Below are 22,189 nucleotides of genomic sequence, written 5' to 3' on the forward strand. Positions count from 1 at the left end.
CGAGCCGCGAGCCGCGAGCCGCGAGCCGCGAGCCGCGAGCCGCGAGCCGCGAGCCGCGAGCCGCGAGCCGCGAGCCGCGAGCCGCGAGCCGCGAGCCGCGAGTTCTCGGTCCGGCACGTCGCCGCCCTCCCCGGACCGTCCTCCGCCACGAGCCGCCCGAAGACCTCCCGGGCCAGAAGGAAATGACGGGGCAGGGAGAAACAGAGGAGAAGCCTCCCGCCCCAGGACCCGAGGGCGCACGTGCCGTCGTCGTCCGTAGTACGAACCCGGCCCAAGGATCAAGGGAACCACTGGGAGGTCAAGGTCACAGCGGGTCCCTCTGCTGCTCACCTGTGGATCTGACCTAGCATCCGAGCATGACGGTCCTGCCTGACGACGGGCTCTCGCTGGCCGCCGAGTTCCCTGACGCGACCCATGAGCAGTGGCAACGCCTCGTGGCGGGCGTACTGCGCAAGTCGGGCAAGGAAGTCTCGGACGACGCAGCTGAGGACGCCCTGTCCACCACGCTCGAGGACGGGCTGCGCGCCCGGCCCCTCTACAGCGCACACGACTCCGCGCCGGATCCCGGCCTGCCCGGTTTCGCCCCCTTCGTGCGGGGCGGCCGTGCCGAGGGCAACACCCTCGGCGGCTGGGACGTACGGCAGCGGCACACGGCCGCCGACAACGCCGCGGTCCTCGCCGACCTGGAGAACGGGGTCGCCTCGCTGTGGCTGGCCGTCGGCGAAGGCGGCTTCCCCGTGTCGTCGCTCGGCCGGGTCCTCGACGGCGTCTACCTCGATCTGGCACCGGTCGTCCTGGAGGCGGGGCGTGAAGTGGAGCCCGCCGCACGGGAGTTGCTGCGACTGTACGAGGAGCGGGGGGTCGCGCGCGACGCCGCCCGTGGCAATCTCGGCGCAGATCCCCTGGGCCATGCGGCCCGTACGGGAGAGGACGGGTTCGACTTCGCGCCCGTCGCCGCTCTCGCGCGGCTGTGCGCCGAGGAGTACCCGGGGCTGCGGGCGCTGACGGTCGACGCGTTGCCGTACCACGAGGCCGGTGGGTCCGCCGCGCAGGAGCTGGGCTGCTCGCTGGCGACCGGTGTCGCCTATCTGCGGGAGCTGACCGGGGCGGGGCTGAGCGTCGAACAGGCCTGTGCGCAGCTGGAGTTCCGGTACGCGGCCACCGCGGACCAGTTCCTGACCATCGCCAAGCTGCGTGCGGCGCGCAGGCTCTGGGCTCGGGTCGCCGAGGTCTGCGGGGCGCCGGGCGGGCAGGTGCAGCACGCGGTGACCTCGCCGGTGATGATGAGCCGCCGGGACCCGTGGGTGAACATGCTGCGTGCGACGGTCGCCACGCTGGCCGCCGGAGTGGGCGGCGCCGAGTCCGTCACCGTGCTGCCCTTCGACCACGCCCTCGGCCTGCCGGACGCGTTCGCCCGCCGGATCGCCCGCAACACCTCGACGATCCTGGTCGAGGAGTCGCATCTGTCCCGGGTGATCGACCCGGCGGGCGGCTCCTGGTACGTGGAACGCCTCACCGACGAACTCGCCCACGCGGGCTGGGAGTTCTTCCAGTCCGTCGAGCGGTCGGGTGGACAGGCGGCCGCCCTGCGGTCGGGCCTCGTCGGCGAGGAGCTGGCCGCCACCTGGGCGGCGCGCAGCGCGAAGCTGGCCAAGCGGCGCGAACCCGTCACCGGGGTCAGCGAGTTCCCGCACCTCGCCGAGCGGTTGGTGGCACGCGAGCCCGCGCCCGAGCCGCCGTCCGGCGGACTCCCCCGGGTGCGCCGCGACGAGGCGTACGAGAACCTGCGTGCCCGCTCCGACACCCACCTGGCGGCGACCGGCACCCGGCCGCGGATCTTCCTGGCCGCACTCGGTCCGGCAGCCGCCCACACCGCCCGCCTCACCTTCGCCTCCAACCTGTTCCAGGCGGGCGGCATCGAACCCGTCACGGAAGGCGCGTTCGAGGACAGCGGGGCCACCGAGGCCTGTCTGTGCTCCAGTGACGCGCTGTACGAGGAGCAGGCCGCCGAGGTCACCGCGTCCCTCAAGTCGGCGGGCGCCGCGCATGTGTTCCTCGCCGGGCGTCCCGGGCAGTACCCCGGTGTCGACGACTACGTCTTCGCGGACTGTGACGCCGTAGCCGTGCTCTCCGCCACCCTCGACCGCATGGGAGTGTCCTGATGAAACCGACGGGACCGATCCCCGATTTCTCCGGGATCGAGCTGGGGGTCCCGGCCGTGGACGGCGGCCCCGACGAGTGGCGCGACGCCGTCAAGAAGGCGGCCGGCGGCGACGACCTCCTCTGGGAGACCCCGGAGGGCATCGCGGTCAAGCCGCTCTACACCGGGCAGGACCTGGAGGGCCTGGACTTCCTGGGTACGTACCCGGGCGTCGCCCCGTATCTGCGCGGCCCGTACCCGACGATGTACGTCAACCAGCCCTGGACGATCCGGCAGTACGCGGGCTTCTCCACGGCCGAGGAGTCCAACGCCTTCTACCGCCGCAACCTCGCGGCCGGCCAGAAGGGTCTGTCCGTCGCCTTCGACCTGCCCACGCACCGGGGTTACGACAGCGACCACCCTCGGGTGACCGGTGACGTCGGCATGGCGGGGGTCGCCATCGACTCCATCTACGACATGCGGCAGTTGTTCGACGGGATCCCGCTGGACAAGATGACCGTGTCGATGACGATGAACGGCGCCGTGCTGCCGGTGCTCGCGCTCTACATCGTCGCGGCGGAGGAACAGGGCGTACCGCCCGAGAAGTTGGCCGGGACCATCCAGAACGACATCCTCAAGGAGTTCATGGTCCGCAACACCTACATCTATCCGCCGAAGCCGTCGATGCGGATCATCTCCGACATCTTCTCCTTCACCTCGCAGCGGATGCCCCGCTACAACTCCATCTCCATCTCCGGCTACCACATCCAAGAGGCGGGCGCGACGGCCGACTTGGAGCTGGCGTACACGCTCGCGGACGGGGTGGAGTACATCCGGGCGGGCCGGGACGCAGGGATGGACGTGGACGCGTTCGCGCCCCGGCTGTCCTTCTTCTGGGCGATCGGCATGAACTTCTTCATGGAGATCGCCAAGATGCGGGCCGCGCGGCTGCTCTGGGCCAAGCTGGTCAAGCAGTTCGACCCGCAGAACGCCAAGTCCCTCTCCCTGCGCACCCATTCGCAGACCTCGGGCTGGTCGCTGACCGCGCAGGACGTGTTCAACAACGTCACGCGTACGTGCGTGGAGGCGATGGCGGCCACCCAGGGCCACACCCAGTCGCTGCACACCAACGCCCTCGACGAGGCGCTCGCGCTGCCCACCGACTTCTCGGCGCGCATCGCCCGCAACACGCAGCTGCTGATCCAACAGGAGTCCGGCACGACCCGGGTGATCGACCCGTGGGGCGGCAGCGCGTACATCGAGAAGCTGACGTACGACCTCGCGCGGCGGGCCTGGCAGCACATCGAGGAGGTCGAGGCGGCGGGCGGCATGGCCAAGGCCATCGACGCGGGCATCCCCAAGCTGCGCATCGAGGAGGCCGCGGCCCGCACCCAGGCCCGGATCGACTCCGGACGTCAGCCGGTGATCGGCGTGAACAAGTACCGCGTGGAGACCGACGAGCAGATCGACGTCCTCAAGGTCGACAACTCCTCCGTACGCACCCAGCAGATCGAGAAGCTGCGGCGGCTGCGCGCGGAGCGCGACGAGCGGGCCTGCCAGGACTCGCTGGACGCCCTGACCCGGGCGGCGGGCGGTGAGGGCAACCTGCTGGAGCTGGCGGTGAACGCGGCCCGTGCGAAGGCCACTGTCGGCGAGATCTCCGACGCCCTGGAGAAGGTGTACGGGCGGCACGCGAGCCAGATCCGTACGATCTCCGGTGTGTACCGCACCGAAGCCGGCGAGTCCCCGTCCGTCGAGCGCACCCGTACGCTGGTGAACTCCTTCGAGGAGGCCGAGGGCCGTCGCCCGCGCATCCTGGTCGCCAAGATGGGCCAGGACGGCCACGACCGCGGCCAGAAGGTGATCGCGACCGCCTTCGCCGACCTCGGCTTCGACGTGGACGTCGGCCCGCTGTTCCAGACGCCGGGTGAAGTGGCCCGCCAGGCCGTCGAGGCGGACGTGCACATCGTCGGGGTGTCCTCGCTGGCCGCCGGGCACCTGACCCTCGTACCGGCGTTGCGGGAGCAGCTCGCGGAGGAGGGGCGCGAGGACATCATGATCGTGGTCGGTGGGGTGATTCCGCCGCAGGACGTGCCCACGCTCGTGGAGATGGGCGCGGCGGCCGTCTTCCCGCCCGGGACCGTGATCCCGGACGCGGCGTACGACCTGGTCGAGCGTCTGGCCACCGACCTCGGCCACGACCTCTGAGCCCCATGGCGATCGACCTCGACACCTATGTGAAGGGCGTACTCGACGGGAAGCGGGCGCTGGTGGCGCGCGCCATCACGCTCGTCGAGTCGACGAGGCCCCAACACCGGGCGATGGCACAGGAGTTGCTGACCGAGCTGCTGCCACACAGCGGGAGGGCGCGGCGGATCGGCATCAGCGGCGTCCCGGGCGTGGGCAAGTCGACGTTCATCGACGCGTTCGGCACGCTGCTCACCTCGCTCGGGTACCGGGTCGCCGTGCTCGCCGTCGACCCGTCGTCGAGCCGGACGGGCGGGTCCATCCTGGGCGACAAGACGCGCATGGAACGCCTGGCCGTCGACCCGGCGGCCTTCATTCGCCCCTCCCCCACCGCCGGGACGCTCGGCGGGGTCGCCAAGGCGACCCGGGAGTCGATCGTGGTGATGGAGGCGGCCGGTTACGACGTCGTCCTCGTCGAAACGGTCGGCGTCGGCCAGTCCGAGACCGCCGTCGCGAACATGGTCGACTCGTTCCTGCTCCTCACCCTCGCCCGGACCGGGGACCAGTTGCAGGGCATCAAGAAGGGTGTCCTGGAGCTGGCCGACGTGATCGCCGTCAACAAGGCGGACGGACCGCACGAGCGGGAAGCCCGGGGCGCGGCAAGGGAGTTGGCGGGCGCGCTGCGGTTGATGCACCCCGCAGACGCCGCCTGGACGCCACCGGTGCTGAGTTGCAGCGCCCGTGAGTCGACCGGCCTGGACACGGTCTGGGAGCGTCTCGAACAGCACCGTACGCTGCTCGACTCGACCGGCCGCCTCGCCGCCAAACGCCGTGACCAGCAGGTCGACTGGACTTGGACGATGGTGCGCGACGAACTCCTCGGCCGCCTGCACTCCGATCCCGCCGTACGCGCCCTCGGGCCCGGTCTCGAACAGCGGGTCAGGGACGGCGAGTTGACGGCCACACTCGCCGCCGAGCGCATCCTGCGGGCGTTCGGCGGCGAGACGGACTGAGCGGGACCGGGTCGGACCGGGCAGGACCGGAGTGAGCGGGACCGCGTAGGACGGGCCGCGGGTTCCCCGTGTATGCCCAGGGCTGAGGGGCCCGGCCCGTCACCGGTTGAGGGGCCGGTGGCAGTGGGGGACCGGGGCGGGCGGCGCCACAGGAGTGGGGCGGCGCCCGTCCAGTTGGCCTGGGCGGTGTCTCGTACGACCCGGTGTCTCGTACAGCCGTCCGGCATATGGGCAATGTTCCACGTCGTGAGGCCGCGACCCCTAGGCTGACCGGTGCAGCTGGTTCGCCCCGTCCGCCAGGCGGGATGCGTCGCAAGAGGGAACCCGGTGGGAATCCGGGACTGCCCCGCAGCGGTGAGCGGGAACGACCGCCGTCATACGCACTGGGCCCCGAGAAGCGGGGGCCTGGGAAGCGACGGCCAGTAGGTGTCCTCCGTACGGAGGGCGTGCTCGCGAGTCCGAAGACCTGCCATCTGCCCGTACGTGACCGATCGCGTACGGACAATCCCGGTGACCTCGTGGGCGGGTCAGGCGTACATATCCGGCGGACGACCGCGCCTTGCCGCGCGAGAGGTGTCTCTGCCGGGTTCGTCACCCCTTCGCGCCCACGTCCCGTCCCGGGATCTCAGGGAGACATCTCGCGAAGGAGAGTTCCGTGACATCGAAGTCCGCAGCCGCGGCGGCACGGGCCACCGTGTACGGCTACCCCCGTCAGGGCAGGGGCCGGGAACTGAAGAAGGCGATCGAGGGGTACTGGAAGGGCCGCGTCGACGCCGACGCCCTCCGGGCCACCGCCGCCGAACTGCGCCGCACCAACTGGCGGCAGCTGGCCGAGGCCGGCATCCACGAGGTGCCGACCGGCGACTTCTCGTACTACGACCATGTCCTGGACACCAGCGTCATGGTCGGCGCGATCCCCGGGCGCCACCGCGCCTCGGTCGAGGCCGACGCGCTCGACGGCTACTTCGCGATGGCCCGCGGCACCCAGGACGTGGCGCCGCTGGAGATGACGAAGTGGTTCGACACCAACTACCACTACCTGGTCCCGGAGTTGGGCCCTGACAGCGTCTTCACCGCCGATTCCGCCAAGCAGGTCGCCGAGCTCCGCGAAGCACTCGCGCTCGGTCTCACCGCCCGCCCGGTCCTCGTCGGACCCGTCACCTATCTCCTGCTCGCCAAGCCCGCGCCCGGTGTGGCCGCGGACTTCGACCCGGTGACCCTGCTGGACCGGCTGCTGCCGGTGTACGCCGAGGTCCTCTCCGATCTGCGGGCGGCGGGCGCGGAGTGGGTGCAGCTCGACGAACCGGCCCTGGTCCAGGACCGTACGCCCGCCGAACTGAACGCGGCCACGCGCGCCTACCGCGACCTCGGCGCGCTCACCGACCGTCCGAAGCTGCTGGTCGCCTCCTACTTCGACCGGCTCGGCGACGCCCTGCCGGTGCTGGCCAAGGCCCCGGTCGACGGCCTCGCCCTCGACTTCACCGAGGCGGCCGCCGGCAACCTGGACGCGCTCGCCGCCGTGGGCGGACTGCCCGGCAAGCGCCTGGTCGCGGGCGTGGTCAACGGGCGCAACATCTGGGTCAACGACCTCACCAAGTCCCTCGCCACGCTCGGCACCCTGCTGGGGCTGGCCGACCGGGTCGACGTGGCCACGTCCTGCTCACTGCTCCACGTGCCCCTCGACGCCACCGCCGAACGGGACATCGAGCCGCAGATCCTGCGCTGGCTCGCCTTCGCCCGGCAGAAGACGGCCGAGGTCGTCACCCTCGCCAGGGGGCTCGCCCAGGGGACGGGCACGATCACCGGCGAACTCGCCGCCAACCGGGCCGCCCTGGCCTCCCGCGCGAACTCGCCCATCACCCGCGACCCGGCCGTACGGGCGCGGGTCGGTGCGGTCACGGACACCGACGCCCGCCGCTCCCAGCCGTACGGCGAACGAGCCGCCGCACAGCGCGCCCACCTGAGTCTGCCCCTCCTCCCGACCACCACCATCGGCTCCTTCCCGCAGACCGCCGAACTGCGCGTCGCCCGCGCCGACCTGCGCGCCGGGCGCATCGACACGGCCGGCTACGAGGAGCGCATCAAGGCCGAGATCCAGGAGGTGATCTCCTTCCAGGAGAAGACCGGCCTGGACGTCCTCGTGCACGGCGAGGCCGAACGCAACGACATGGTCCAGTACTTCGCCGAGCAGCTCACCGGCTACCTCGCCACGCAGCACGGCTGGGTGCAGTCCTACGGCACCCGTTACGTCCGTCCGCCGATCCTGGCCGGCGACATCTCCCGCCCCGAGCCGATGACGGTGCGCTGGACGACGTACGCCCAGTCCCTGACCCAGCGCCCCGTCAAGGGCATGCTCACAGGGCCGGTCACCATGCTCGCCTGGTCCTTCGTCCGCGACGACCAGCCGCTCGGCGACACCGCCCGCCAGGTCGCCCTCGCCCTGCGCGACGAGGTCGACGACCTTGAGACGGCCGGGACTTCGGTCATCCAGGTCGACGAACCCGCGCTGCGCGAGACCCTGCCGCTGCGTGCCGCCGACCGCCCCGGCTATCTGGCGTGGGCCACCGAGGCGTTCCGGCTCACCACCGCAGGGGTCCGGCCGGCCACCCAGATCCACACCCACATGTGCTACGCCGAGTTCGGCGACATCGTCCAGGCGATCGACGACCTCGACGCGGACGTCATCAGCCTGGAGGCCGCCCGGTCCCACATGCAGGTTGCCCGCGAACTGGCCGCGCACGGCTATCCGCGGGAGGCCGGGCCCGGCGTCTACGACATCCACTCCCCGCGCGTGCCCAGCGCGGACGAGGCAGCCGCCCTGCTGCGCAAGGGGCTTGAGGCCATCCCGGCCGAACGGCTCTGGGTCAACCCCGACTGCGGCCTGAAGACCCGCGGCTGGCCCGAGACCCGGGCGTCCCTGGACAACCTGGTCGCGGCCGCCCATGCGGTACGGGCCGAACTGCCCACCGCCGACTGATCCGATACCTCCGACGTGGCGGCCGGGGACACGGATGTCCCCGGGCGCTGTGTCGGAGGCGCCCTGTCTCGTCAGGTGAGTTCCGCCGCCACCAGCGCTGCCGCCCTGGCGACCAGCGAGTTCTCCGTGGGCCCGTCGGCGGCGTACTTGGTCGACAGAACGGCCAGCACCAGGGGCGGCCGCCCGGGAGGCCATACGACGCCCACGTCGTTGGCGACCCCGTACGACGAGCCGCCCCCGGTCTTGTCCGCGAGGGTCCAGTCGCTGGGCAGGCCCGCGCGGAAGCGCTCGGTGTTGGTGGTGTTGGCGATCAGCCACCCGGTCAGCCGTTCGCGGTCCTCGGCCGGGAGCGCCCTGCCGATCACGAGCCGCGCGCCGGTCTGCCCGATGGCGCGCGGGCTGGTGGTGTCGGTCTTCCGCCAGGGTTCCGCCGAGTTCAGCTCGGGCTCCCACCGGTCGAGCCGGGTGATCCTGTCCCCGGTCGAGCGGGCGAACCGGGTGATCGCGGTCGGTCCGCCCAGCTCGCGCAGGAGGAGGTTGGCGGCGCCGTTGTCGCTCTGGGAGACAGCGGCGGAGCACAGCTCCTCGACCGTCATGCCGTTCGCGACGTTCTCGTCCGTGCCCGTGATCGGGGCGTAGCCCGCGGCCGTGACGTACTCCTTGGTGTACCGGATGCGCCGGGCCAGGAACTCGCCGTCACGGTCGAGGTCCCTCAGCACCGCCGCGGCCGTGAGCATCTTGAACACCGAGCACATCGGGAAGCGTTCGTCGGCGCGGTAGGCCACGGTCCGGCCGGTGGCCGTGTCGTGGGCGAAGATCCCCAGGCGCGCGGAGTACTCCCGCTCCAGGTCACCCAGCTGTCCCGCGAGGCTCTCTCCGCCGGGGGCCGAGGCGTGCGCCGCCGTCGGCACGGTGACCGCCAGCGCCGCTCCGGCGCCCAGGGCCAGCGCCGTACGACGGCTCGGGCGCGAGCTGAAGCGGGCGGCACGAGAGCCGGGACCGAAACCGGAACCGAAACTGGAACTGGAGGTGGTGCTGGAGGTGGTGCTGGAACTGGGACCGGAGCGGGATCCTGAGGTGTCCAAGGCCGTACTTCCTGTTCGTGCGGGCGTGACGTTCCTTCCGATGATCAAGACGCCACGACACGACGAACCGGTTGCCTAGCATCCCATACGCCATATACACCCTATGTGTCACATACGCCTCTACGCGTCGGCGGCCTCGGCGCGTTCCTCCGACGCCACGCTCTCGACGACCGCGGACGCCTCCTTCTCCGATACTCCCGCCGCGACCAGCGTGGCGATGGCGGTCCGTGTCCCGTCGTCCTCCCATGCCCCCGTGTTGACGCTTTCGAGCAGGGAGATGGCCAGGGCCTCCAGGCCGGAGCTGAGGACCACCGCCGGCAGGTGCTCGTGGAACACACCCGCGCGCTGCCCTCGTTCGAGGACGGCCGTCGCCACGTCCCGGGCCGGGGCCAGCACCTCGGACACCCTCTCCACGCCCAGATCCTGGCGGGCGAGTGCCAGGAGCAGCCGGTACCGGTCCCCCACCGACCAGATCGACAGGACGAACCGCGCGAACGCACGATCGGGTGCCTCGGCCTCGTCCGGCAAACGGGCCACGACGCCGCGCAGGGCCTCGGACGCCTCCTCGGCGAGAGCGTCCAGCAGGGCCGCGCGCCCCGGGAAGTGCCCGAAGAGCGTACGGCGGACCACGCCGGCCGCCCGGGCGATCTCCTCCAGGGTGACGTCGGGGTTCCGTCCGAGCTCCTGTCGGGCGGTGGCGAGGATGCGGGCCCGGTTGGAACGCGAATTGCTTCGCAACGGCTCACGGACCACGGGCTTGGGCACGGCACGTCCTCGCGGATGCAGGGGGTGGAAATGGCTATCCGATTCTCCCACGGAGGCGGACTACGGCTCCTGGGCCTGCCCGGACCCGTTCGTCAGCCGAGGTCGGGGAGTGGCCGCCGGGCGACGTCGTGGGCGTCGTCGGCCGGGACGCCCAGCATGCGCAGGACCATCTCGGCCAGGTTCACGGCGGCCTCGTCGCCGTCCATGTCCGGGCGGGTGAACCTCAGCTCCACCAGGGACAGCAGGGTCCCGCCCAGCGCGGTCAGCGCGACGGTCGGATCGACGGGGGAGAACCGGCCGGACGCGACACCGACCTCCAGGTCGCGCAGGGCACGGGGAGCGAGCCCGCGGTCGGAGTGGAGGGGCTCAAGGCCCCGGCGGCGCAGGACCTGCATCAGCTCCGGATGCGAATCGGCCATTCTGGCGCTGAGCCTGAAGCCCGCCGCCACGAGTTCCGCCGGGTCGTCGATCCCGCTCAGGCGCTCGTCGAAGGTCTGGCCGAACTCCTCCAGGGCGTCCGCGACGGCCGCGTCGAACAGCTCCGCCTTCGACGCGAAGTGGTTGTAGAAGGAGCCGAACCCCACGTCGGCGCGCTCCGCAATCGCCTGGATGCTCACGCCGGTGTCACCGTTCTCGGCGAGAATCCGCCGGGCCGCGCGCACGAGCGCCTGGCGTGTCTCGGCCGCCCCGCGCGGGGGCTCCGGCTGCTGGACGCCTGGCACCGGGTGATGGCCGAGTTCCCGCGCGCGGAACAAGGGGCACACGGCTTCCCGCAGACCAGCATGTTCGACTAGCCGGAGCTGGAGCGGCTGCTGCGCGACGCCCTGGCCCGCCGCCCGGAGTGCGATCTGCGGACCGGGGTGGAGGTCGTCGGCATGGGTGTCGGCACGGGTGTCGGCCCGGGCGTGGGCATTGGCGGGGGCGTCGGCGGGGCGTGGGCCAGGACGGGAACGGCCCCGTCCGGGTGACCTTCCGCCGGGACGGCGTCGAGGAACACCTGTGGGCGGACGCCGTCCTCGGCTGCGACGGCGCGGGCAGCCTCACCCGCGACACGGTCGGCGTCGGATGGCAGGACCTGCGTTTCGAGGAGCGCTGGAGGGGTGTGACCGAGATACGCGCCAAATGGGCAACGGGATGATCTTGAAGCCCTGATCTGCTCGGATTTACGTGCGGCGGCGTGCAGCGGGGTCTCGTTCGGCGACGTGCCGGGCGTACCGCTCCAGGGAGCGGACGGATGCGTGGCGGGAGCGGGCCAGCAGCATCGGGGTAGAGGTGCCGTCCTCCGCGTCGTGTGTCAGGGCACTGTGTCGTAGCCGGTGAAGCGTCCAGCCGTCCAGGTCCTCGATGCCGTCGGGTGAGGCGAGGGGGTCGGCCAGCAGCCGGGTGTTCTCCTCGAAGATCTCCTCAGCCCGGCGATAGGAAAGCCGGGCCCGGCCGGTCTCCGGGCACACGTCGAGTGTCGGGGTTCCGGCCGGGGCCTTGCGGTCGGTGAGGAACAGCGGGCCGCGGGTGCGGCGGGCGATGAGGCAGGGCAGCAGCTGGGCGGTGAAGGACTGCCAGTGAATCCACTCGGTCGCCCCGCCCTTGGCGGTGATCCTTCCGCGCTTGTCCTTGTGGGTAGAGGTCTCCACGTTGAGGCACAACACCTCGTCGGCCCGTGCGGCGGATTCGAAGAGCATCTACCCCTGCGTCTTCTCCCGCAGCGCGACGTCGAGGCGCCACAGGGCGGCGATCTGGTTCTCCGCGAGAGCCTTGGTGCGGTCCGGCGGTGCCGGCCGCCGCTCGATGCCGATCGTGGGATCGCCTTCGATCCAGCCCTGGCGCTGCCACCAGCCGATCGCCTTGCGCGCGATGGGCAGCTCCCGGTTGACGATGTCAGCGTCCATCTCGTCCGCCCGCGCGGCGGCCAGCTCGGCCAGGACCTCCGGCAGTGCCATGTCGTCGATCACGGCGACAGGGAAGACGGGCGGCTTCGCGCCTCGGCGGGCAGGTCCGGTCGGCGCGGGTTCGCCGGTGAGCATCCATCCTCACGTCGTCAGCGAGATCCGGTAGATCCGCGCGGAGGACTTCGCGATGCCCGCCCGTGAGGTATCGGAAGGCGCGTGCCAGTACTCGGCAACGGCGGGACAGGGCCGCAACCTGCGCCCGTAGCCAGCGCTTTTGTCCCGCGCCTCGGACGAGCAGCACACGGCGTCTTACCGATCGGCACCGAGCCGCTGCCCGAAGCCATGCCACCTCCGCGCGGTAGATGGCATCCGACTGGCCGGGCGCCGGAACCAGCTACGCGCTCTGGGTCAGCAGACCGGCGTCGATGACCTCAGCGATAAGGGTGGCGCCGCGGCTGTTCTGGTGGATGTGGTCGGTCGTGAGCACGAGACGTCGCCGCCGCGAGATCGTGTCGAGGCTGCGGCGCAGCACTGCGTGCTGGACGAGGACGCCGACGCCCGCTGCGGGCGTCACCTCCCGGTATGGAATCGGCGGCGGGTCCGCTTGGCGCAGTTCCTCGATCTGGCGTTCGTGGAGCGGAAGGTAGGCCACGTCATTGGTGGCGGCGACCTCGGCGATCATCCGGCTGTACGCCTGCGATGCCTGTGCCGCTGCTCCGTCGAGTTGTTGGCCGAGTACCGGTGGCGACAGCAGACCGATCGTCGCGTCGGTCTCCGCTCTCAGCCGTGCGACGACGGCTCCCAGGCACTGTTGGAACCAGCCGGCCGACGGGCGATCGGGGAGCTGTTTGCGCTTCATGGCCTGCTCGACGGGGTAGCCGGCGAGGCTTGCTCGGGCGTCGTTGGTCCCGATCAACACGGTGATCACATCGGGTGGGTTCGTGGCGACAGCATCGAGGCGCTGCAAGAGGTTGTAGGCGAAGTCGCCGTTGGCGCCGAAACGGGCAAGCTGCACGTCACCGGGAGGGCGGCGTCGTCCGAGAAGATCCAGGTAGTCGACGCTGAACTGCGCGCGGGTGAGGCTGTCGCCGAGGCACGCGATGCGTGTCGTCACGGCGCTTCCTCCGGGCTGGGCGTGCCGATGCGTTCGGTCGGGCGGGTGTCGGTCCGAGGACGGTGGTCGGTGCCGAGGGTCGCAGTGATGGCCAGGATGGACGTCGGCCCCTCCACGTCGACCACGTGCCATACCCCGGCCGGGTTGATGGTGGCCTCGCCCGGCCCGAGCAGAACGTGGTCGGGCACCCCGTCCACGTCGCGGGTGACCGTCACGGACCCACTGAGGCAAACGACCAGTTCGTCGCCTGCAGGGTGGCTCTCCCAATGGTCGCCAAGCCCGTCGCCGTCGAAGATCGTCACCATCCGGCCCTCGGCGCCGTCTGCCGCGACCGCGGCGCTGTAGGCCTGGAGCACCTCCGGGTCCCAGGTGAAACCTTCGACGGGTTTCGCTCTCGATCCCAGTCCGAGGTGCACGGGGGTGGTCCGCAGGTTCATGGCATTGCGTTCGTGGTTGACGAGTCTCATGCCGACGATCGTCCACGACAGCGATCGGGCGGTCTTGAAGAAAAGGGAACAGAAGCCGACGCGAAGGGCAGACGGTTGGCGGCTACCCGGCTCCGAGGAGGACTTCGCTGCGACGCCAGGCCGTCGGCGATCGGCCCGTGAACTCGCGCCAGTCCCGAACGAGATGGGCCTGGTCGGCATAGCCAGAGACGGTTGCCACATCGCCCCACGGGAGCGGGTCCTGCGCCGCCGCCAGTTCGTGCGCGTGCTCGAAGCGCAAGACTCGGGCGAAGGTCTTCGGCGACAGGCCCACCTCACCGCGAAACCGCTCTGTGAGGTACCGACGGCTCCAGCCGAGTTCCGCGGCGACCGCACCAACCTGGACGCAACCCCGCGCGGCGACGAGGCGGCGCCATGCCTCGGCTACCTCGGGGCGCACCCAACGCACATGGTCGCCGCAGGCGCCACGGCCGACAGCTCGGAGGAGCAATTCGTCCAGCGCGGTGAACCGCGCCGCCCATGTTGTCGCCGATCGGAGCCGGTCGACCAGCTCGACGGCAAGCGCTCCGAGAAGCTCGTCAAGTGGGACCAGTCGGTGGGCGAGCTCGGCGGACGGCATGCCGTAGATGGCCCGGGCCCCGAGCGGTGTCAGCGATACCTGAACACCTTGCTGGCGTCCGTCGTGGTGAATCGCGACGGACCGGCACATCAGACCGCCGGCCACGCTGCCGAATCGGATGACCGGTGACCCGTCGTCAACGCCCGCCGCCACCTCCAAAGGATCTGACAGGCTGATCACCGCAGTGAGCGCGCGGCTCGGCGGGCCGCAGTGCACCCCCGTCGGGAGCCCGCGGAGGTCGAAGCCGACATACGAGTCGACGTACTCCCGCAAGACGGGCGCCGGACGTGCACCGATGGTGGCCGTGTGGTCCTCCATTTTCGTCAGTGTACGAGCCGCCCAGCCCAGGAAGATCACAGTCCAAGGACTGATCACCACCGTTTGCGGCTGGTGACGCGGTTCTTACCGGCACCCCGTGGACGGTCGTCGACGTGCGCACGAGCGCCCCGGTCCGCTACTGGGAAGGCGTCGAGCAGATCTGTGATCCCGACCGGTCGGCGACCTTCATGCGCGTCGGCGAGGACCGCTACCGCTGGGAGTTCCGCCTGCGGGACGAGCCGGAACCGGATCACGAGCGGCTGCGCGAGCTGATCGCTCCCTGGGGGGATCCCTCGTACGGCGCCGACTTGGAGGTGGTGCGGCAGGCGCAGTACACCTTCCGGGCCCGTATCGCCGACCGCTGGCGCCGCCGACCTGACCGCGGCAGCCGCTCGTGACCTCAGTCCGGCCCTTGCCGCGGGGCCACTCGTGCGCCGACGCGCCCTCCGGCGGGCCCGCTGGGGCGGTCGCGGTCTCGTGGGCGGAATCTGCCGAGCCCGCCCGTTCATGAGACGGGCGGTGCCGGGCGTCCCGTCCCGGCACCGCCCGGGCCGTGCGCCGCTCGGGCACGACCCGTCAGGGGTGGAGGAAGACCGGACCTGAGGTCCGGCCTCCTGGTGACCGGCTCCGTCCGGAACCGACCCGCGTGTGCGTCCTCAGCCGACGTCCACGCGCTCCTTGGTGCTCTCATCCGGCTCGTCCTGGTCGCGCTTCGCGGCCTTGCGGCCGGGCAGGACCGCGAGGACGATCATGGTTCCGGCGGCCATGATGATCCCGCCGATCAGGCTGGTGTGGGCGACCCCGTGGGCGAAGGCCTCGTGCACCGCGTCGATCAGGGCCTGGGCCTGCTCGGGTCCGGCGGAGGGGGTCTTCGCGATCTGCTCGGCGACCGCCAGACCGCCGCCGACCGAGTCCTTGGCCGTCTCCATCGCGGAGGCCGGCAGCTGCCCGCCGACCAGGTCGGCCAGCCGGTCCTTGTAGGCGGTGGCCAGTAGCGAGCCCAGTACGGCGATGCCGAGGGAGCCACCGAGTTCCAGCGCGGTGTCGTTGGCGCCGCCGCCGACGCCCAGCTCGCTCTCCGGGAACGAACCCATGATGGTGTCGGTGGCCGGGGACACGCTCAGCCCGATCGCGAACCCGAGCATCATCATCGGCGCCAGGAAGTCGGCGTACGTGGAGCCCGTGTCGATCCGGGTGAGCAGGAGGACGCCGACGGTACCGATCGCCATGCCGGCCACCACCATGGCCTTCATGCCCAGCTTCGGCGTCAGGCGCCCGGTGGCCGCGGCGCCGACGAACACCGCGCCGGCCAGCGGCAGCAGACGGACGCCGGTCTCCAGCGCGCCGTAGCCGAGGACGAACTGCAGGAACTGGGTGGAGTAGTAGATCGCCCCGAAGGTGCCGAAGAAGAAGAACAGCACCGCCAGCATCGAGCCGCTGAAGGGACGCTGGGCGAACCTGCGCACGTCCAGCATCGGGTGCGGGTGGCGCAGCTCCCAGAGCACGAAGGCCGGCAGGCCCACGCCCGCTACGACCGCGGCGGTGACCGGGCCGGTGCCCCAGCCGAAGTGCGGGCCCTCGATGATCGCGTAGACGAGCGAGCCGACCGAGACGATCGACAACAGTCCGCCCACGTAGTCGATCCGGCCGGCGTTCGCCGCCTTCGACGGCGGCACCAGGACCAGCGCGCCGATCACGGCGACGACGGCGATGGGGACGTTGATCAGGAAGGTCGATCCCCAGGCGTGGTCCTCCAGAAGCCAGCCGGCCACCAGCGGGCCGACCGCGATGGCGAGACCGGAGGTGGCGGTCCAGGCCGTGATGGCCTTGGCCCGCTCCCGCTTCGGGAAGATCGCGACCAGCAGGGACAGCGTGGCCGGCATGACCACCGCCGCGCCGACGCCCATGATCGCGCGGGCCGTGATCACCAGGCCCGTCCCGTCGACCAGGCTGCCCATCACCGAACCGCCCGCGAAGATCACCAGACCCGCGACGAGCGCCCCGCGACGGCTGTACTTGTCGCCGATCGAGCCGAGGACGAGCATCAGCGCCGCGTACGGAACGGTGTAGCCGTCGATGACCCACTGCAGGTCGCTGCTGCTCAGGCCCAGGTCCTTGGTCATGTCCGGCGCCGCCACGATCAGCGACGTGTTCGCCATGACCACGATCAGCAGACTCAGACACAGCACCAGCAGGGCGAGCCAGCGCCTTGAGTACGGCCCTGTCATCTTCTCGACGGGTGTGCTGACGAAGAGCGGCATCGGAGGCTCCCGGGGGGTGAGTGGGACGAGAGGAACAAGCGGGGCGACTTAATTACCCATCGATGTGCAGACTAGTTTATTGCCCGTCGATGTGCAAATATCTCGGTAGCCCCTCCCTGACCCCCGCCTGCCCGCCCGCCCGCCTGCCCGCCTGCCCGCCCGCCTGCCTGCCTGCCTGCCTGCCGAGGTACCGATGTGACCAGCCCGCCAGCGACGCACGAACCCCGCAGCCGTACGGCCCGCGCCACCCGCACGCGCATCCTGGAAGCGGCTCGGCGGGAACTGGGGCGCAACGCCGACAGCAGCCTCGGTGACATCGCCGAGGCTGCCGGTGTGGCGCGTCGCACCGTGTACGCGCACTTCGCGGGGCGGGCCGCACTGGTCGGAGGGCTCGCGGCGGACGCGGGGGAGGCGATTCGCGTCGCGATCGCCGTCATCGACGCGCCGGGGCCGGTTACAGGTCAGGCCCCGGACGCCGCGACTGCCCTGGCGCGTGTCGTTCTCACCCTCTGGCCCGTCGGTGACCGCTATCGCACGCTCATCGGGCTGACCCGCACCCGCCAGGACCTGGGAGCCAACGGATTCAGCGGGCTGCTGACTCCCGTCCGCGACAAGGTCGCCGGGATCCTCGCCCGCGGCCAACGGCAGGGCGTCTTCCGCACCGGCGTCCCGCCCGGCCCGCTCAGCAGAGCCCTCGAAGCGCACATGCTGGCCATCCTCGACAGCGTCAACTCCGGGATCTGGGCCGACGACGGCACGGGCGCCGCCACCACCACTCTGATCGCCGCAGGGGCCGACCGCGATGTCGCGGCCTCGACGGTTCGCCGCCTCTGCGATGCCGACCAGCCCGGGTGCGGTGCCCAGTAGCCCGGGTGTCATGCCCAGTAGCCCGGGTGCCAAGCAACTCGGGCACCCAGCAACCCCGTACACGCGACAGGAGAGTTCATGTACCGCCCCCATCCCGAATACCGCGACGACTCCACGTACCAGGACCCGCTGCCGGTGACCGAACTCGACCTCGGGCTCGACGACTTGCGGAAGTCGGACGACGGCAGCGAGGCACGGGCACGCAGTGCCGAAGCGACCGCCCGTCTGTCGTACACCGATGTGTCCGACGCCCTCGGTCTTGAGGTGTCCCAGGGCGACCGGCCCGGCCGGATCAGCGCGAGGATCGCAATGCCGTTCGGCGACGGGATCACCATGACGGTGAAGGTGTCGGCGGTCTCCGGCAACCGCATCGCCTTCGAGGACTTCCGGGTGACGAGCGGTGTACTGCCGGACGCCGGTCAGGCACTGCTCGACAAGGTCTTCGAGCAGCCGATCCTGCTGCGGAACATCCCCGACGGCCTGCGTCTTCGCTCGGTCACCACCACGGACGACGGCCTCACCGCCCGCTTCTCGGGCACGTCGGTCACCTTCCGCCCCGACGACGCGGCACAGGGATGACCGCCTCCGCCCCCTCAGTGGCTGCGCAGAGCCGCCAGCGTTGCCTCCAGGTCGGCCGCGCGGGGGCGGTTGTGCGGCAGCCTGCCGAGCACGACCGCCATGGTGCAGGTGTTGGTGAGCGCGGAGAGGACCAGGCCGCCCGCCACCGCCGCCGAGAGGACCTGGAAGGCCGGGTGGACGAACAGTCCCAGGGCCAGTCCGACGAGTACGAGCGTGCCTGCGGTGAAGCGCACCTGGCGCTCCATGGCCCAGCCGCCACGGGCAGCGGAGGCCGCGGGCCGGTCCAGGTCGTTGCCCTCGGCGGCCCACGCGGTCGTGCCGCCTGCAAGGGTCGCCGCGGCGACGCCCTCTCCGGACAGCAGCTCACAGGCGGCCTGGGAGCGGTTGCCGGAGGCACACACCATCAGGACGTCACCGCGCTCGGCGGCGTGCCGCAGTTCGCGCAGCGCCCGCCGCACCTGGTCCAGCGGGATGTTCAGGGCGCCGGGCAGATGGCCCGAGGCGTACTCGCCGGGCGTCCGTACGTCGATGACGGTGAGGTCGTGCAGCCGACTGCGGGCCTGGCCGACACCGAGGACGACGGCAGGCGTGGGGGAAACGGTCATGGCTGAGGTGCTCCTGTGTATTGGGAGTTACTGGAAGGCTGGAGGTATTGGAAGGCTGGAGGTACTGGCGGACGGCAGGTATTGGAGGGCTGTAGGGGAGAGCTGTAGGTACTGGAGGGCTGGGGGCGCGCTGTAGTGATCGAGCGGCTGGGCCCGTCACACCGCCGTGTCGATGAGCATGAGGGCGGCCACCGCGAGCAGCACCAGGGCGAAGACGCGTTGGAGCGTCGGGCCGGACACCTTCGCGGCGAGGCGTTTGCCGTCCCACGCACCGAGGATCGCGGCCCCGGCGAAGGGGGCGATGACGGCCCAGTCCAGGCCGTCGGCCGTACCGGCGCGCATCGCGAGCGCGGCGAGCGAGTTGACGGTGATGACGAGCAGGCTGGTGCCCACCGCTTCCTTCATCCGCAGGCCGAGTACGCCCACGAGCGCCGGTACGGCGAGGAAGCCGCCGCCCACTCCGAGTACGCCGGTGACAGCGCCGAGCCCGCCACCGGCCGCCGCGGCCCGCGCGGACCGGAGCGGCCGGACGTCGTCCGAACTCTGCCGGGAGCGCAGCATGCGTACCGCCGCCACCGTCGCGACCACGGCGAAGGCCCCGGTCAGCGCGGCGTCCGGCAGTTTCCCCACGACCGCGCCGCCCAGCAGCGCCGGGCCGATGCCCGCCGCCGCGAAGAGCGCCCCCGTACGCCAGCGGACCTGGCCGTCGCGTGCGTGGCCGGACAGTGCCGTGGCCGAGGTGACGGTCACGATGACGAGGCTCGCGGTGCTGGCCGCGACCGGGGTGAAACCGAGCAGATAGATCAGGGCGGGGACGGCCAGGACACTGCCGCCGCCCCCGAGCGCACCGAGCGCCAGCCCGATGACGGCACCGGCGGTCAGGGCGAGTATGAGAGGGCTCACGCCACCGTGCCGTTCTCAAGACCGTCGGCGCGGCCGGGAGCACGGGGTGAGGGAAGGGCGTTCATCGGCACGGTCTCGCTTCTTTCTGGTGACGGAGTTCGGACGCCGCGCGAGGGTTGAGTTCGGACGCCGCGCGAGGGCTGAGCTCGCGCCGGAGCCGGCCCACGCGAGGACCGGCCCTCGTACCGATGCGTGTTCAGGCGGTGCGGACGGTGAGGCCGGCCTTCTCCGCCGCGGTGAACGCGTCGTCCACGGCGACGACTTGACGGCCCGCCGCGTCCAGCAGAGAGGCGGCGATGGCGGCGCGCATGCCGCCCGCGCAGTGCACCCACACCTCGCCCGCGGGAATCTCGCCGAGCCGCCCGTGCAGGGCGTGGACCGGGATGTGGACCGAGCCCTCGATGAAGCCGCCGGCGCGTTCGGACGACCGCCGGACGTCCAGTACGACGAGGCCGTCGCCAGGGTGCCGACCGGAGAGGTCGGCAAGGTCGGCGAGGTCGGCGAACGTGGCCCGGCGGAAGGCGGCCAGGGGCTCGTCCTCGCGTACCCATGCCGAGGGTTCACCGGTGACCGCGGCGGCCGGGCGGTCGATGCCGACCCGGACCAACTCGCGCTGAGCGGCGGCCAGTTGCCCGGCCGATTCGGCGAGCAGTGTCACTGGCCTGCCCCAGGGGACCAACCAGGCCAGATAGGTGGCCAGTTGGCCCTCGGCCTCGAAGTTGAACGAGCCCGCGACATGCCCTTCGGCGAACGCGACGCGGTTGCGCAGATCGACCACCCACTCCCCCGCGGCCAGCCGGGCGGCTATCTCGTCGGCGTCCGCCACGGCCGGCGTGGTGAGGTCGACGGGCGCGGGCCCCGCGGCGTTGGCCGGACCCATGTGCGCGTAGTAGGCGGGGACTTCGTCCAGCCCTGCCAGCAGATCGGCGACGAAGGTGTCCACGTCCCGGGTGAGCGCCTCGTTGGCCGACTTCTCCTTGCCGATGGTGGTGGCACCGCCCTCGGCCCGGCCGGCGGAACAGAAGCTGCCGAAGCCGTGAGTGGGCAACACCGTCGTCTCGTCGGGGAGTTCGGCCGCGAGCCGGTGGGCGGAGGCGTGCTGGGCGCGGGCGAGGTCCTCGGTCAGGCGCGGTTCGACCAGGTCGGGGCGCCCGACCGTGCCGATGAGCAGCGACCCACCGGTGAAGACCGCGACCGCCGCCCCGCCCTCCTCCAGAACGTACGAGGTGTGGTGCGGGGTGTGGCCGGGGGTCGCGAGCGCGCGCAGGGCCAGACCCGCGTCGGCGTCGACGACCGCGCAGTCCCCGTCGCGCACCGGTGTCCGCTCGAAGGAGACGCGGGCTCCGGCCGGGACGAGGTAGGCCGCGCCCGTGAGCCGGGCCAGTTCGGGACCGCCGGTGACGTAGTCGTTGTGCACGTGCGTCTCGACGACGTGCGCTATCCGCACGCCCCGCCGGGCCGCCGCCGCGATCACCCGGTCGACGTCACGCGGCGGATCGACCACGACGGCCTCCCGCTCGCCGCCCGCCAGGTAGCTGCGGTTGCCGAGCCCCGCCACCTCGATGGTGTCAACGAAGAACACGTCGGACACTCCTTCCGAACGAGAATTACCCCCCGGGGTATATGAGGGACACTAGCATGTACCCCCGGGGGTATTTGAAAGCTGTTCGAAAGGCCGAGGAACGGGCGGGTCAGGCGACCCGGTTGCCCGGCTCGAACGCGGGATCCGCGTGCCCGCCGTGCCCGCGTGCGGCCGGTGCGTCGGCCTCGGCGAGCAGGTCGACGAGGGTGGCGCGGGCGCGGGCCACCCGGGAGCGGACGGTTCCGACGGGGCAGTCGCTGAGCTCGGCCGCCTCGGCGTACGGCAGCCCCATCACCTGGGTGAGCACGAACGCCTCACGGCGCTCGTCGGGCAGCGCGGCCAGCAGATCGAGGAGCGCCACCCCGTCGTCGAAGCCGGGCAGGCCGTGCGGCTGGGCGTGTTCGACCGCCAGCCGCCAGTCCTGTACGTCGGAGAGACGCGGCCGGGCGGCGGCGTACCGGAAGCTGTCGATCACCGCCCGGCGTGCGATGGACAGCAGCCACGTACGGGCCGAGCAGCGCCCCTCGAACCGGTGCAGGCTGCCGAGCGCCCGCAGGAACGTGTCCTGGGCCAGGTCGTCGGCGGCCTGGGGGTCGGCGGAGAGATGGGCGACATAGCGCACGACGTCGCGGTGCAGGGCACGGACGAAACGCTCGACGGCGTCCGGGTCGCCGCCACGGGCGGCCAGCGCCCAGGCGGTTATCGACTCGTCGCTTCTGTCGTGCGACCTGTCGTGCGAAGCGGGCAGGGCTGGAGTGATCACCAGTTGTCCTTCTCGGGTCGTCCGGGACCGGGACCGACGGCGCGCGTGGGCACGTGATCACGTGGGCGCGTGCGCGCGT

General features: G+C 71.5%; 20 protein-coding genes, 1 pseudogene and 1 riboswitch. Of the genes and pseudogenes, 8 read left to right on the top strand and 13 right to left on the bottom strand.

Annotated features, from left to right (window positions below):
- The first annotated feature begins 356 nt into the window (after positions 1-356).
- The 4 genes from ACZ5VQ_RS37655 to metE all read left to right on the top strand — a co-directional run bounded on the left by ACZ5VQ_RS37655 (position 357) and on the right by metE (position 8,317).
- Complete coding sequence (locus ACZ5VQ_RS37655; protein WP_469108899.1) at positions 357-2,162, top strand: methylmalonyl-CoA mutase family protein; 1,806 nt, start codon at positions 357-359, stop codon at positions 2,160-2,162.
- Positions 2,162-4,348, top strand: coding sequence for a methylmalonyl-CoA mutase (gene scpA, locus ACZ5VQ_RS37660; protein WP_469108900.1), 2,187 nt, complete (start codon positions 2,162-2,164; stop codon positions 4,346-4,348). The genes ACZ5VQ_RS37655 and scpA overlap by 1 nt, the downstream gene beginning before the upstream one ends.
- A 5-nt stretch (positions 4,349-4,353) precedes the next feature.
- The gene (meaB, locus tag ACZ5VQ_RS37665) at positions 4,354-5,340 is read left to right on the top strand and encodes a methylmalonyl Co-A mutase-associated GTPase MeaB (RefSeq protein WP_469108901.1); all 987 of its coding nucleotides are present in this window, start codon (positions 4,354-4,356) and stop codon (positions 5,338-5,340) included.
- A gap of 263 nt (positions 5,341-5,603) precedes the next feature.
- Positions 5,604-5,828, top strand: a riboswitch (cobalamin riboswitch).
- A 167-nt stretch (positions 5,829-5,995) separates the two neighbouring features.
- On the top strand, positions 5,996-8,317 hold the full coding sequence (metE, locus tag ACZ5VQ_RS37670) for a 5-methyltetrahydropteroyltriglutamate--homocysteine S-methyltransferase (protein ID WP_469108902.1): 2,322 nt from the start codon (positions 5,996-5,998) through the stop codon (positions 8,315-8,317).
- Positions 8,318-8,388: 71 nt separating this feature from the next.
- Here the strand turns inward: metE and bla are convergent, their stop codons facing one another.
- The 3 genes from bla to ACZ5VQ_RS37685 all read right to left on the bottom strand — a co-directional run bounded on the left by bla (position 8,389) and on the right by ACZ5VQ_RS37685 (position 10,889).
- Positions 8,389-9,264 carry a class A beta-lactamase gene (gene bla / locus ACZ5VQ_RS37675; RefSeq protein WP_469109027.1) on the bottom strand — a complete coding sequence of 292 codons (876 nt, stop codon included), beginning with the start codon at positions 9,262-9,264 and terminating at the stop codon, positions 8,389-8,391.
- 258 nt (positions 9,265-9,522) lie between these two features.
- Positions 9,523-10,167, bottom strand: coding sequence for a TetR/AcrR family transcriptional regulator (locus tag ACZ5VQ_RS37680; RefSeq protein ID WP_469108903.1), 645 nt, complete (start codon positions 10,165-10,167; stop codon positions 9,523-9,525).
- Positions 10,168-10,259: 92 nt separating this feature from the next.
- Positions 10,260-10,889, bottom strand: a complete 630-nt coding sequence (locus ACZ5VQ_RS37685; protein ID WP_469108904.1) for a TetR/AcrR family transcriptional regulator — start codon at positions 10,887-10,889, stop codon at positions 10,260-10,262.
- Between the two features lie 212 nt (positions 10,890-11,101).
- Between ACZ5VQ_RS37685 and ACZ5VQ_RS37690 the strand changes: the two genes are divergently transcribed.
- Complete coding sequence (locus ACZ5VQ_RS37690; RefSeq protein WP_469108905.1) at positions 11,102-11,305, top strand: FAD-dependent monooxygenase; 204 nt, start codon at positions 11,102-11,104, stop codon at positions 11,303-11,305.
- 25 nt (positions 11,306-11,330) lie between these two features.
- Here the strand turns inward: ACZ5VQ_RS37690 and ACZ5VQ_RS37695 are convergent, their stop codons facing one another.
- The 5 genes from ACZ5VQ_RS37695 to ACZ5VQ_RS37715 all read right to left on the bottom strand — a co-directional run bounded on the left by ACZ5VQ_RS37695 (position 11,331) and on the right by ACZ5VQ_RS37715 (position 14,550).
- Positions 11,331-11,846, bottom strand: coding sequence for a tyrosine-type recombinase/integrase (locus tag ACZ5VQ_RS37695; protein ID WP_469108906.1), 516 nt, complete (start codon positions 11,844-11,846; stop codon positions 11,331-11,333).
- A complete protein-coding gene (locus tag ACZ5VQ_RS37700; RefSeq protein ID WP_469108907.1) occupies positions 11,847-12,188 on the bottom strand; it encodes a hypothetical protein in 342 nt (113 codons plus the stop codon).
- A gap of 259 nt (positions 12,189-12,447) precedes the next feature.
- Positions 12,448-13,167 (bottom strand): SGNH/GDSL hydrolase family protein, encoded by a 720-nt coding sequence (locus ACZ5VQ_RS37705; RefSeq protein WP_469108908.1) that lies wholly within the window; start codon positions 13,165-13,167, stop codon positions 12,448-12,450.
- Complete coding sequence (locus ACZ5VQ_RS37710) at positions 13,164-13,634, bottom strand: cupin domain-containing protein (RefSeq protein ID WP_469108909.1); 471 nt, start codon at positions 13,632-13,634, stop codon at positions 13,164-13,166. The genes ACZ5VQ_RS37705 and ACZ5VQ_RS37710 overlap by 4 nt, the downstream gene beginning before the upstream one ends.
- 82 nt (positions 13,635-13,716) lie before the next feature.
- The gene (locus ACZ5VQ_RS37715; RefSeq protein WP_469108910.1) at positions 13,717-14,550 is read right to left on the bottom strand and encodes an AraC family transcriptional regulator; all 834 of its coding nucleotides are present in this window, start codon (positions 14,548-14,550) and stop codon (positions 13,717-13,719) included.
- 98 nt (positions 14,551-14,648) lie between these two features.
- Between ACZ5VQ_RS37715 and ACZ5VQ_RS37720 the strand changes: the two are divergent.
- Positions 14,649-14,918, top strand: a pseudogene (locus ACZ5VQ_RS37720) (bifunctional 3-(3-hydroxy-phenyl)propionate/3-hydroxycinnamic acid hydroxylase MhpA); the annotation flags it as partial.
- Positions 14,919-15,206: 288 nt separating this feature from the next.
- On the opposite strand, the gene ACZ5VQ_RS37725 reads toward ACZ5VQ_RS37720, so the two are convergent.
- Complete coding sequence (locus ACZ5VQ_RS37725; RefSeq protein WP_469108911.1) at positions 15,207-16,811, bottom strand: MFS transporter; 1,605 nt, start codon at positions 16,809-16,811, stop codon at positions 15,207-15,209.
- Positions 16,812-17,006: 195 nt separating this feature from the next.
- Between ACZ5VQ_RS37725 and ACZ5VQ_RS37730 the strand changes: the two genes are divergently transcribed.
- Together ACZ5VQ_RS37730 and ACZ5VQ_RS37735 are read left to right on the top strand one after the other, a co-directional pair.
- Complete coding sequence (locus tag ACZ5VQ_RS37730) at positions 17,007-17,678, top strand: TetR/AcrR family transcriptional regulator (RefSeq protein WP_469108912.1); 672 nt, start codon at positions 17,007-17,009, stop codon at positions 17,676-17,678.
- 78 nt (positions 17,679-17,756) lie between these two features.
- Positions 17,757-18,257, top strand: coding sequence for an LmeA family phospholipid-binding protein (locus tag ACZ5VQ_RS37735; protein WP_469108913.1), 501 nt, complete (start codon positions 17,757-17,759; stop codon positions 18,255-18,257).
- A gap of 14 nt (positions 18,258-18,271) precedes the next feature.
- Here the strand turns inward: ACZ5VQ_RS37735 and ACZ5VQ_RS37740 are convergent, their stop codons facing one another.
- The 4 genes from ACZ5VQ_RS37740 to ACZ5VQ_RS37755 form a co-directional block, all read right to left on the bottom strand.
- Complete coding sequence (locus tag ACZ5VQ_RS37740; protein ID WP_469108914.1) at positions 18,272-18,862, bottom strand: rhodanese-like domain-containing protein; 591 nt, start codon at positions 18,860-18,862, stop codon at positions 18,272-18,274.
- A gap of 156 nt (positions 18,863-19,018) precedes the next feature.
- Positions 19,019-19,765 carry a sulfite exporter TauE/SafE family protein gene (locus ACZ5VQ_RS37745; protein ID WP_469108915.1) on the bottom strand — a complete coding sequence of 249 codons (747 nt, stop codon included), beginning with the start codon at positions 19,763-19,765 and terminating at the stop codon, positions 19,019-19,021.
- Positions 19,766-19,961: 196 nt separating this feature from the next.
- Positions 19,962-21,347, bottom strand: a complete 1,386-nt coding sequence (locus ACZ5VQ_RS37750; protein ID WP_469108916.1) for an MBL fold metallo-hydrolase — start codon at positions 21,345-21,347, stop codon at positions 19,962-19,964.
- 109 nt (positions 21,348-21,456) lie between these two features.
- The gene (locus ACZ5VQ_RS37755) at positions 21,457-22,110 is read right to left on the bottom strand and encodes a sigma-70 family RNA polymerase sigma factor (protein WP_469108917.1); all 654 of its coding nucleotides are present in this window, start codon (positions 22,108-22,110) and stop codon (positions 21,457-21,459) included.
- Positions 22,111-22,189: the final 79 nt, after the last annotated feature.

The organism is Streptomyces sp. NPDC033178 (genome assembly GCF_055577685.1).

What these genes read in the sequence shown, in the direction of transcription:
- ACZ5VQ_RS37715 (WP_469108910.1), bottom strand. Translation starts at nt 14,550, where the DNA reads ATGGAGGACCACACGGCCACCATCGGTGCACGTCCGGCGCCCGTCTTG.
- ACZ5VQ_RS37700 (WP_469108907.1), bottom strand. Translation starts at nt 12,188, where the DNA reads ATGCTCACCGGCGAACCCGCGCCGACCGGACCTGCCCGCCGAGGCGCG.
- meaB (WP_469108901.1), top strand. Translation starts at nt 4,354, where the DNA reads ATGGCGATCGACCTCGACACCTATGTGAAGGGCGTACTCGACGGGAAG.
- scpA (WP_469108900.1), top strand. Translation starts at nt 2,162, where the DNA reads ATGAAACCGACGGGACCGATCCCCGATTTCTCCGGGATCGAGCTGGGG.
- ACZ5VQ_RS37655 (WP_469108899.1), top strand. Translation starts at nt 357, where the DNA reads ATGACGGTCCTGCCTGACGACGGGCTCTCGCTGGCCGCCGAGTTCCCT.
- ACZ5VQ_RS37735 (WP_469108913.1), top strand. Translation starts at nt 17,757, where the DNA reads ATGTACCGCCCCCATCCCGAATACCGCGACGACTCCACGTACCAGGAC.
- ACZ5VQ_RS37740 (WP_469108914.1), bottom strand. Translation starts at nt 18,862, where the DNA reads ATGACCGTTTCCCCCACGCCTGCCGTCGTCCTCGGTGTCGGCCAGGCC.
- ACZ5VQ_RS37695 (WP_469108906.1), bottom strand. Translation starts at nt 11,846, where the DNA reads ATGCTCTTCGAATCCGCCGCACGGGCCGACGAGGTGTTGTGCCTCAAC.
- ACZ5VQ_RS37710 (WP_469108909.1), bottom strand. Translation starts at nt 13,634, where the DNA reads ATGAGACTCGTCAACCACGAACGCAATGCCATGAACCTGCGGACCACC.
- ACZ5VQ_RS37725 (WP_469108911.1), bottom strand. Translation starts at nt 16,811, where the DNA reads ATGCCGCTCTTCGTCAGCACACCCGTCGAGAAGATGACAGGGCCGTAC.